A 10908-nucleotide genomic window follows, 5' to 3' on the forward strand; every position below is an offset into this window, starting at 1 on the left:
GCCGCGGCGGCCTTGGTGCGGCGCTTCGGCTTGGCGGCGACCTCGCCCGCGTCGGCGGGCTTCGAATCGTTCGGTTCAGTAGTCATCGTTCGTATCTTTATTGTGCAGACCCGGCCCAGCGTCGGCCGCCGTCTCCCGGTCATGAATCGGGACTTCAACAGGTGAAGACATCGTTTCGTCGGCGGGCACGGGGGCATCCGCCTTGTCAAAATTCTCTTTCAGCGCAGCTTCCAGGGCTTCCAGGCTGCGGCCGTCCGGCACATCCGAGATCGGCTGCAGCGGCGGCAGCTGGGACAGCGAGGCCAGGCCCAGGTCGTCCAGGAACTGCTTGGTGGTGCCGAGCAGGGCTGGCCGCCCGACCACTTCGCGGTGGCCGACCACGTCGATCCAGCCGCGGTCTTCCAGCATCTTGATGGTCTGCGAGTTGACCGCGACCCCGCGGATCTCCTCGATGTCGCCGCGCGTCACCGGCTGGCGGTAGGCAATGATCGCCAGCGTTTCCAGGGTCGCGCGCGAATACTTGGGCGGCTTTTCCGGCGCCAGCCGGTCCAGGTAAGGCTTCATCTCGGGCCGGCTCTGGAAGCGCCAGCCGGAAGCCAGGCTGACGATCTCGATGCCCCTGCCCTGCCAGTCCTGGCGCAGCTCCTCGAGCAGGATCTTGATCGTGTCGCTGCCCACGCCGGCGCCGACCTGGCGCCCGTTGGCGTCGACTTCGGCGAACAGCTTCTTCATGCCATGGATCGACATCGGCTCCCGGGCGCACAACAGGGCGGTCTCGAGGACCCGCTTGGCCTCGTCTGTATTCATATCACGATGTCGTCAGGCTCGAATGCAAGGAACATCAAACAAAAACAGATAACAACAAGGGCGTCAGCGGAGCGGCGCAAGGCCGGCGCCGATATCGGCCGTCGAGCGGACGGGCCGCCGCTGCGATCTACTTCGTCGTCAAACTGGAATCAGGGGCCCGGGCTTGGACGCGCCGGGCTGGCATTACGTGGCAGGCAAGGAGCCTGCGCAGGCGGCCCGCCTGGTGGCTGGGCTGCTCGCCGTTGATTTTCAAGCGAAACGCGGGGTCTGGATCAGGATCCGGATCCGCCGGGAGGCCACCGGCCGGGGCGCACGGGCGCGAGCGGACGACGTCGTTTCTTCCAACTGCCGGTCATTGTAACCGATAAAACCCGTCCGGAGACAAGGGTTTCGGACGCGCGTCCCCGCGAATCGTGTCAGCCGGACAGTTTTTCCGACAAAATCGCCGATACGCCGAGGAAGGCAGGGTACTCGGCGGTGATCACATACGTCGGGATCTGCCCCAGGTAGCCGGCGAAGCGGCCCTTTTGCTCGAAGCGGCTGCGGAAGGACGAGCGCGCGAAGCGTTCGCCCAGGCGCGGCACGATGCCGCCGCCGATGTAGACCCCGCCCTGGGCGCCCAGGGTAACGGCCAGGTTGCCGGCCACGGTGCCCAGCATGCCGCAGAAGGCTTCCAGGGTGGCGTCGCACAGCCCGCACTCGCCCGCCAATGCGCGGCGCGAGATTTCCGGCGCCCCCAGGCTTTCGCCCGGACGGCCGGCGCGGTCGGCCAGCGCGCGGTAGATCAGCTCCACGCCCGCGCCCGACAGCAGGCGCTCGGCCGAGACGTGCTCGAACTCGCGCCAGGCGTACTGGAGGATGGCCACTTCGGTTTCATTCGCCGGCGAGAAGGTGACGTGACCGCCCTCGCTGCGCAGCGCGGTCCAGCCGGCGCCGCAGGGAATCAGGCCGGACACGCCCAGGCCGGTGCCCGCACCGAGCAGGCCCAGCGGTGCGTCCGCGACCGGCGCGCCGCCGCCGACCTGCTGCTTCTGGCCGCCCAGGTGGGGCAGCGAGCGGGCCAGGGCCGAGAAATCGTTGACCACTTCCAGTACCTCGAAGCCGCACTCGCGGCGCAAGGCCTCGATCGAGAATTCCCAGTGATGGTTGGTCATGCGCACGTAGTCGCCCACCACCGGGTTGGCGATCGCGATCGCCGCATGGCGCACCGGGCCGGCATGGGCCTCGAGCACGGCCGGCGAGGCCAGGTAGGCGCGCACGGCGGCGGCCAGGGTCAGGTGATCCTTGCAGGCCAACACGTCGATCAGCTCGATCCGGCCCGGCCCGAACTCCAGGGCGAAGCGCGCGTTGGTGCCGCCGATGTCGGCGAGCAGGCGGGCGCCGCCGGCATGGGTGACGGACGCGGGCGATGGGCTGTTGGCGGAAGCGGTCATTGCGGATCAAAAAGAAGTGATCACCAAGCTTACTAAACTTTTTGCCGCGCTTACAAGAACATTTTGTAGTTTAGGTACATGTTATGCCGGCAGGGGCACAATTACCGTGGAAAAGTCGGGAAAAGGTGTAGTAGTCCGACTACTTCGAGCGTAGGCTTGGCGGCTCTGCCGCCGACGCGTTGGCGGCGTGAACAATTTTTCCGGCATGGAGAAGCCGGCGATCGCCGGAGCGCCGGCGCTGTGTCGGCGGCAGCGCCGCCAACCCTACGCATCGGCAATGGGGCGGATCAGCAGGGCGCCGGATCGAGCGAGGCGTCCGGATTGTGATGGGCGTTCCACGCATCCAGCCCACCCTTGAGCGGACGGGCGCGGTGGAAACCGTTGGCGAGGAACTGCTTGGCCACCTCGGCGGCCGTGACGTCGTTCGGGCAGCTGCAGTAGACGACGATGTGGCGGTTGCGGTCGAGCGAGGCCATCAGCTGCGCCGGCTGGCAGGACTGGAACACCAGGGCGCCGGGAATGGCGGCTTCCAGCCCCTGGGCGGTGAGGCTGCGCGCGTCGATGATCAGCGGGTCGTGGCCGCCGTCGATCAGGGCCAGCAGCTCGCCCAGCTCGATGCGCTCGATCGCGCTGCGCGCGCGGTGGCGGCGGCGCTCGATGTACTTGGCGACGATGAACAGGCCGAGCAGGGACAGGACCACCGACAGCGCGGTGCTGCCCATGGTCGAGAGCAGCTCGAGCACGCCGTCGACGCTGTCGTGGAACCAGGTGCCCAGCAGGATGCCGGTGCCGCTCCACAGGGCCGCGCCGGTAATGGAGAAGGCCAGGAACTGGCGCGTGTTCGTCCCCATGGCGCCCGACAGCGGCGCGGCGATGGTGTTGAAGCCGGGGATGAATTTCGAGACCAGCAGCGACTTGACGCCGAAGCGGCGGAAGCGGTCCTCGGTCTGGTTGACGCAGGAATCGGGAGACAGCGAGATCTTGCACAGCAGGCGCAGGATGCGCTTGCCGTAGAAGCGCCCGGCGCGGAACCAGAACAGGTCGCAGATCAGGCAGGCGCCCACCGCCGCCACCAGGCACAGCTCCCAGCTGACGCCGCCGTCGACGGCCAGCGCGCCGGCCACGATCAGGATGGGATAGGCGGGAATCGGCAGGCCGAACTGCTCGACAAGCACGATGCCGAACACGATCAGCACGCCGTACATCTGGATCAGGTCGGATAACGGGGGCATCGTTCTATATTAGCCCAATTCGGTGCTGCTCACAGGGCGGGGGCTTCTTTCGTTTGGCATATACGCAACGCCCTTCCCTCTCTCCGGGCCCGCGGCCTACACCGTCGTTCCGGCGTAGGCCGGAACCCAAGTTCGTACCGCAACCACCTGCTTCAAACGATAACGATAAGCCCGCAGACTTGGGTTCCGGCCTTCGCCGGAACGACGGGCATGGATACGCTACGCCCCGCGCGGAATCGCCGCCAGCAGCGAGCGCGTGTACGGATGCCGCGGATTCCGGTACAGCTCGTCCGCATCGGCCATCTCCACCACGCTGCCATGGTGCATGACCATCACCTGGTCCGAGATGTACTTCACCACCGACAGGTCGTGCGAGATGAAGATGTAGCTCATCCCGTACTCGTCCTGCAGGTCCTGCAGCAGGTTCAGCACCTGGGCCTGGACCGACACGTCGAGCGCCGACACCGACTCGTCGCACACCAGGATCTCCGGCTTCATGGTCAGGCAGCGCGCGATCGCGATGCGCTGGCGCTGGCCGCCGGAGAACTCGTGCGGATAGCGGTGATAGGCCTGCTCGGGCAGCCCTACCCGCTTGAGCAGGTGCTGCGCCATCGCCACCCGCTCGGCCTCGCCGGCGCCGATGCGGTGGATGCGCATCGGCTCGAGCAGGATCTGGCCGACCGTGAAGCGCGGATTCAGCGAGGCGTAGGGATTCTGGAAGATGATCTGGATGCGCCGCTTGTAGGGCTGGTAGTCGCGGTCCGACATCGCCACCAGGTCGCGCCCCTCGAACAGCGCGCTGCCGCCGGTCGCGCGGTGCAGGCGCAGCAGGGTGAGCCCCACCGTGGTCTTGCCCGAGCCGGATTCGCCGACCACGCCCAGGGTCTTGCCGCGCCCCAGGGTGAAGGACACGTCCTTGACGGCCTTGAATTCGCGCTTGCCGAACAGGCCTTCGCGCAGCCAGAAGCTCTTGGCCAGGTTCTTCACCACCAGGACCGGCTCGTCCTGGGGCGAGGTGCCGCGGCTGCGTTGCGCCAGGGCCTCCGGACGCGCGCCGCCGTTCAGAAAATCGTCGATGACGGGCAGCCGCACGGGCCGCTCGTCGAGCTTCGGCCGGCAGTGCAGCAGCGCCCGGGTATAGGCATCGGCCGGCGCGCCGAATACCTGGGCCGCCTCCCCTTCCTCGCGCACCACGCCGTGGCGCATCACGATCACGCGGTCGGCGATCTCGGCCACCAGCCCCAGGTCGTGGGTGATGAACAGCACCGCCATCTGGCGCCGCTTCTGCAGGCTGGCGATCAGCTCCATGATCTGTTTCTGGATGGTGACGTCGAGCGCCGTGGTCGGCTCGTCGGCGATCAGGAGCTTGGGCTCGCAGGCGATCGCCATCGCGATCATCACGCGCTGCTGCTGGCCGCCCGACATCTGCGAGGGATAGGCGTCGATCTTGTTCGCGGGGTCGGGAATGCCGACCTCCGCCAGCAGCTCGAGGGTGCGCGCCCGCGCCGCGCGCTTGCCCATGCCCATGTGCAGGCGCAGGACCTCGCCGATCTGGAAACCCACCGTGAATACCGGGTTGAGCGAGGACATCGGCTCCTGGAAGATCATCGCGATCTCGCGCCCGCACAGCTTGCGCCGCTCGGCCACCGGCAAGCCAAGCAGCTCGCGGCCGTCGAAGCGCACGCTGGCGCCTGCGTGCACGATGGTGGTGTCCGGCGGCAGCAGGCCCATGACGGCCAGCGAGCTGACCGACTTGCCGCTGCCCGATTCGCCCACCAGGGCCACGGTGGCGTTGCGCGGCACGTCGAAGGAAATGCCCTTGATCGCTTCGACCGTGGTCTTCCTGTCGACCTTGAACGAGATGCGCAGGTCGCGTACCGACAACAGCATGGAGGAATCCTGGTTCATCATTTCAGCTTGGGATCGAGCGCGTCGCGCAAGGCGTCGGCGAACAGGGAGAAGGCCGTCACCAGCAAGGCCATGGCGCCGCTCGCCGCGGCCAGCTGCCACCACTTGCCCAGGATGAGCTCATTCTGGGCCTCGTTCAGCATGCTGCCCCAGGACACCACGCCGACCGGCACCCCGAAGCCCAGGAAGGACAGGATCACCTCGGCCTTGATGAAGCCGACCACCAGGATCGACATCTGCACCAGGGCCACGTGCGAGACGTTCGGCAGGATGTGGCCGAACATGCGCCGCCAGCCGGACGCCCCGATGGCGTCGGCCGCCATCACGTATTCGCGCGCCTTGTGCTTCATGTATTCCGCGCGCATCAGGCGGTAGGGCCCGGTCCAGCCGGTCAGGCCCAGGATCAGGACGATGGTCGTTACCCCTTTCTGCTGCAGCACCGCGGCCACGGTCAGGATCATCAGGATCGAGGGAATCGAGGTGAAGACGCTGTAGAACCAATTGAACAGGTCGTCGACGATGCCGCCGTAGAAGCCCGAGACGGCGCCGAACAGGGTGCCCAGCGCCACCGCCACGAAGGCCGCGACCAGTCCCACCACGATCGAGGTCTCGCCGCCCTTGATGGTCTTCTTGATGACGTCGTGGCCCCATTTGTCGGCGCCGAAGGGCAAGGTGGTGCGCTTCGGCGAAGACGGGTGCTCGGCCTCCACCTTGGCCTTGAGTTCGGCCAGTTCGTCCGCCAGCGGATCGAAGGCGTTCGGCGGCGCCGGACGCGGAGCCTGGGCCGCGGCCATTGCGCGGATGGCGGCGTCGGCGCCCACGAAGGACGGCGGCGCGTAGTTGACCGCCACCTCCTCTTCCCAGTCGGCGGCAACCAGGCCGGCGCCGGACAGCGCCAGCAGGACCAGGAAGCCGGCCACCACGGCCAGGGCCAGCATGGCGATGCGGTCGGCGCGCAGGCGGCGCCAGGCCAGGGCCCACAGGCCGGGCGAAACGGAATGGTTCGTCATGTGAGCTGCACGCGCGGATCGACGGCCTGGTACAGCAGGTCCGCCAGCAGGTTGAACACCATGGTCGCGGCGGCCACGTAGACCGTGATCGCCTTGATCACCGGGAAGTCGCTGCGCTCGACCGCCAGGATCACCTCGCGCCCGATGCCGGGAATGCCGAAGAAGCGCTCGAGCAGGAAGGCGCCGATCAGGAGCGCAGGCAGGTTGGCCATGACGTGGGTGATGATGGGAATCGCGGCATTGCGCAGCACGTGCACCCAGACGATGCGGCGCTCCTTCAGTCCCTTGGCGCGCGCGGTGCGCACGTAGTCCTGCCCCACTTCGTCCAGCACGAAGCTGCGGTACAGGCGCAGGGTGGGCGCGATCGACACCGCCAGGCCGATGATGATGGGCAGCAGCGCGTAGCGCAGCAGGTTCTCGCCCAGCGATTCGCCCCAGCCCTGCACCGGGAACAGGCCGAGCTTGTAGGCGAACAGGTACTGGAACACGATGATGTAGACCAGGATCGAGATCGACATGCCGACCGTGCACGCGACCATCACGGCGCGGTCGGTGAGCGAGCCGCGCACGAAGGCGATGGCCAGGGCCAGGGCGATGCCGAACAGGGTTTCGAGCACGGTCAGCGGCACCAGCACCGTGAGCGACGGTCCGAGGCGGCTGGCGATGATGTGCGAGACCGGCTCGCCCGTGCTCCAGGCATTGCCGAAATCAAAGCTGAGGATCTGCTTGACGAAGATCCACAGCTGCACCGTGTAGGGCTGGTCGGTGCCGAGCTGGCGGCGGATGTTCTCGATCGCCGCCGTGTCCGCCATTTTCCCGGCCAGCAGGTAGGCCGGGTCGCCGCCCACCCAGTTAAACAGCAGGAACACCAGCACCACGACGCCCGCCATGGTCGGCAGCATCTGCCACAGCCGCCGGAGGATATAAGAAACCATGAAACTCCCGCATTCCCGAAGGCTTGCCCTTGGATCAAGCCGAAAGGCGTAACGATAGCGCATAACGCCCGGGGTGCACAGGCACAGGCTGTGTGGGACCGATAGTCCAGCGTTATATGCAAAACACATGACTGAGACCCTTTTTTCCGCCCTCCTCCAAGGAGGGAGTTGGCCAGGCAGGCGCTTGCGCCCGCGAGGCACCTCCGTGGTGCGCCAGTGTGCACCGCAACAGGGAAACCCGTAGATAAAAAGGCATGCCTCGCCGACCACCTTTTTTTATTTTTTGTCCATATCACCAAATTTTATCGAAGTAAATACCCGACGGAAATTAGTTGTTTTTTTTCTCTTACTTGTCTTTACGATTGACAGCGTATGCACGGGAATGCTTTTATTGCCGAGTGGTAAAAGATGCCGTTTTTGCATGGCGGCAATTTGTGACAATTACTGTGCGGGCGGACATCGCCGCCGGCAGGGCTAACTGGGAAACTCACATGATGGTTGAAACAGTTTTATCTCGTTCAGTACGTTTGATGTTTGCTGGCGGCATGGTGGTGGCCTTCTCGGCCGCCCACGCCCAGCAAGCGCCGCAAGCGCCGGCCGAAGGCCAGCAGCTGCAGCGCGTCGAAGTCACCGGTTCGCGCATCGCGACCGCCAACCTGGAAAGCGTCAGCCCGGTCACCGTGGTGGGCGCGAAGGACATCAAGCTGGAAGGCGTGAAGTCGGTCGAAAACCTGCTGAACAACCTGCCCCAGGTGTTCGCCGACCAGGGCGGCCAGATCTCGAACGGCTCGACCGGTACCGCGACCGTCAACCTGCGCAACTTCGGCGCCGACCGCACCCTGGTGCTGGTTAACGGCCGCCGCCTGCCGGCAGGTTCCCCGCGCAACACCGCAGCCGACCTGAACCAGATTCCGGCATCGCTGATCAAGCGCGTCGAAGTCCTGACCGGCGGCGCATCGGCGATCTACGGCTCGGACGCCGTGGCCGGCGTGGTCAACTTCATCATGAACGACAACTTCCAGGGCGTTCAGATCGAAGGCAACTACCAGTTCTACAACCACCAGCAGAACGGCGGCGCGGCTGCCGACGCTGCACGTCGCCGCAACTTCCCGGTCGCCGACGACAAGAGCGCCGACGCCAAGGTCAAGGACATCAACCTGCTGATGGGCGGTAACTTCGCCGACGGCAAGGGCAATGCCGTGGTCTACATCGGCTACAAGAAGGAAGATCCGCTGCTGCAATCGGAGCGCGATTTCACCGCCTGCTCGCTGGACGGCTTCAGCTCGGGCAACACCTTCAACTGCGGCGGTTCGGGCACTAGCTTCCCTGGCCGCTTCATCACCGACAACGGCGGCTTCACCGTGGCTGACGCCGCCGGCGGCGTGCGTCCGTACGTGGCCGCCACCGACCAGTACAACTACGGTCCGCTGAACTACTTCCGCCGTCCGTCGGAACGCTACACCTTCAGCTCCTTCACCCACTACGATATCAGCGACAAGATGCGCCTCTACACCGAGGCCAGCTTCCACGACGACCACACCGTGGCCCAGATCGCACCGTCCGGCCTGTTCGGCTTCGACGCCTCCGGCGCCAACGCGATCCGCTGGGAAAACCCGTTCCTGTCGACCGCATGGAAGAACGCGCTCGGCCTGACCGGCCCCGGCGACACCGCGGACGCCCTGATCTTCCGCCGCAACGTCGAAGGCGGCGGCCGCCAGGACGACCAGCGCCACACCTCCTACCGCGGTGTGATCGGCGTGAAGGGCGACATCGGCAACTGGACCTACGACGCGTTCGCGCAAGTGGGCAAGGTGCTGTTCTCGGAAACCTACTTCAACGACTTCTCGAACGCCCGTATCGGCCGCTCGCTCGACGTCGTCAACACCGCCGCCGGTCCGGCCTGCCGCAGCTTCGTCGACGGCACCGACCCGAACTGCGTCCCGTACAACATCTGGGCGCTGGGCGCGATCTCGCCGGAATCGCTGAAGTACCTGCAGACCCCGGGCTTCCAGAAAGGCAGCACCCACCAGTCGGTGCAGGGCCTGAACCTGTCGACCGACCTGGGCGAGTACGGCATCAAGCTCCCGACCAGCAACAACGGCGTCGGCCTGGCGCTGGGCTGGGAACACCGCACCGAGAAGCTCGACCTGGCCACCGACACCGCCTTCGAAACCGGCGACCTGGCCGGCCAGGGCGGCCCGACCAAGGGCGTGGCCGGCCAGTTCAGCGTGCGCGACTACTACGCCGAGACCCGCATCCCGGTGCTCGAGAAGATGCCGTTCGCCGACCAGCTGACCCTGACCGCGTCCTACCGCCGTTCGGACTACTCGACCGGCCACAAGACCAACTCCTACGGTATCGGTGCGGAATGGGCGCCGGTGCAAGCCGCCAAAGTGCGCTTCAGCTACCAGCGCGCTGCCCGCGCCGCCAACGTGGTCGAGCTGTTCACCCCGGCAGGCCTGAGCCTGTTCGGCATGTCGAACGACCCATGCGCCGGCGCCACCCCGAGCGCTACCCTGGCGCAGTGCGCCCTGACCGGCGTCACCGCGGCCCAGTACGGCACCATCGAGGACAGCCCTGCCCAGCAGTACAACCAGATCACCGGCGGCAATGCCAACCTGGCGCCGGAGAAGTCGGATTCGTACACCCTGGGCCTGGTGCTGACCCCGATGCGCAACCTGTCGGTGACCATCGACGCCTTCGACATGAAGGTGGAAGACGTGATCGACGGCCTGCCGGCATCGACCACCCTGCAGCAGTGCCTGAACACCGGCGATCCGAAGTTCTGCTCGCTGATCACCCGTGACCGCATCGGCACCCTGTGGGCGCTGCCGACCGCGCAAGTGGTCGCCACCAACCAGAACCTGGGCATGCGCGCGACCAAGGGTATCGACCTGGGCGCCAACTACGGCATGAAGCTGGGCGGCTGGGGCAGCCTGGACCTCTCGCTGATCGGCACCTACCTGAAGGAGTTCGTGCAGGAAGACTTCCCGGGTTCGGGCGAGTACGACTGCGCCGGCCTGCACGGCACCACCTGCGGCACCCCGCTGCCGAAGTGGCGTCACAAGGTGCGCGCCGTCTGGGGCACGCCATGGAGGGGTATCGAGATCGGCGCGACCTGGCGCTACATCAAGGGCGTGAAGCTGGACGCGACCAGCAGCAACGATATCCTGGCCGCCGACTTCGAGCCGGCTGACGAGCGCCTCGGCGCCCGCAACTACCTGGACCTGGTGGGCAGCTGGAACATCAACAAGCAGCTGACCTTCCGCGTGGGCATGAACAACGCCCTGGACAAGGATCCGCCGGTGACGGGCGTGGTCGCTGCCGTGTTCGGCAACGGCAACACCTATCCGCAGGTCTACGACGCGATGGGCCGCCACATCTTCCTGAACCTGACCGCCAAGTTCTGATTCGGGTGATGTGAATGGAAACGGCGCACTTCGGTGCGCCGTTTTTTTATTGCTCGACAGAGCTGAGAGAACTTGGGTCCCCGCCTGCGCGGGGAGGACGTTTCCAGGTACGTGTCCGAAGTCGATAGCGTGAAGCGCCCACTCCCTGATTCAACGTCATCCCCGCGAAGGCG

General features: G+C 66.1%; 7 protein-coding genes. 1 reads left to right on the top strand and 6 read right to left on the bottom strand.

Features of this window, described 5'->3' with window-relative positions; genetic code table 11:
• Positions 1 to 75 precede the first annotated feature (75 nt).
• From scpB to KBW98_RS22615, 6 genes are all read right to left on the bottom strand, one after another.
• The gene (scpB, locus tag KBW98_RS22590) at positions 76 to 807 is read right to left on the bottom strand and encodes an SMC-Scp complex subunit ScpB (protein ID WP_211522419.1); all 732 of its coding nucleotides are present in this window, start codon (positions 805 to 807) and stop codon (positions 76 to 78) included.
• 416 nt (positions 808 to 1223) lie between these two features.
• A complete protein-coding gene (locus tag KBW98_RS22595; RefSeq protein ID WP_211522420.1) occupies positions 1224 to 2240 on the bottom strand; it encodes a glucokinase in 1017 nt (338 codons plus the stop codon).
• Between the two features lie 287 nt (positions 2241 to 2527).
• The gene (locus KBW98_RS22600; protein WP_211522421.1) at positions 2528 to 3472 is read right to left on the bottom strand and encodes a VTT domain-containing protein; all 945 of its coding nucleotides are present in this window, start codon (positions 3470 to 3472) and stop codon (positions 2528 to 2530) included.
• A 219-nt stretch (positions 3473 to 3691) separates the two neighbouring features.
• Positions 3692 to 5380 carry an ABC transporter ATP-binding protein gene (locus KBW98_RS22605; protein WP_211522425.1) on the bottom strand — a complete coding sequence of 563 codons (1689 nt, stop codon included), beginning with the start codon at positions 5378 to 5380 and terminating at the stop codon, positions 3692 to 3694.
• Positions 5380 to 6390 (bottom strand): ABC transporter permease, encoded by a 1011-nt coding sequence (locus KBW98_RS22610; RefSeq protein ID WP_211522422.1) that lies wholly within the window; start codon positions 6388 to 6390, stop codon positions 5380 to 5382. The genes KBW98_RS22605 and KBW98_RS22610 overlap by 1 nt, the downstream gene beginning before the upstream one ends.
• A complete protein-coding gene (locus KBW98_RS22615; RefSeq protein ID WP_211522423.1) occupies positions 6387 to 7325 on the bottom strand; it encodes an ABC transporter permease in 939 nt (312 codons plus the stop codon). Before KBW98_RS22615 ends, KBW98_RS22610 begins: the two co-directional genes overlap by 4 nt.
• 530 nt (positions 7326 to 7855) lie before the next feature.
• Between KBW98_RS22615 and KBW98_RS22620 the strand changes: the two genes are divergently transcribed.
• A complete protein-coding gene (locus KBW98_RS22620) occupies positions 7856 to 10735 on the top strand; it encodes a TonB-dependent receptor domain-containing protein (protein ID WP_211522424.1) in 2880 nt (959 codons plus the stop codon).
• Positions 10736 to 10908: the final 173 nt, after the last annotated feature.

Source organism: Massilia sp. ST3 (assembly GCF_018119405.1).
GTDB lineage: Bacteria > Pseudomonadota > Gammaproteobacteria > Burkholderiales > Burkholderiaceae_D > Telluria.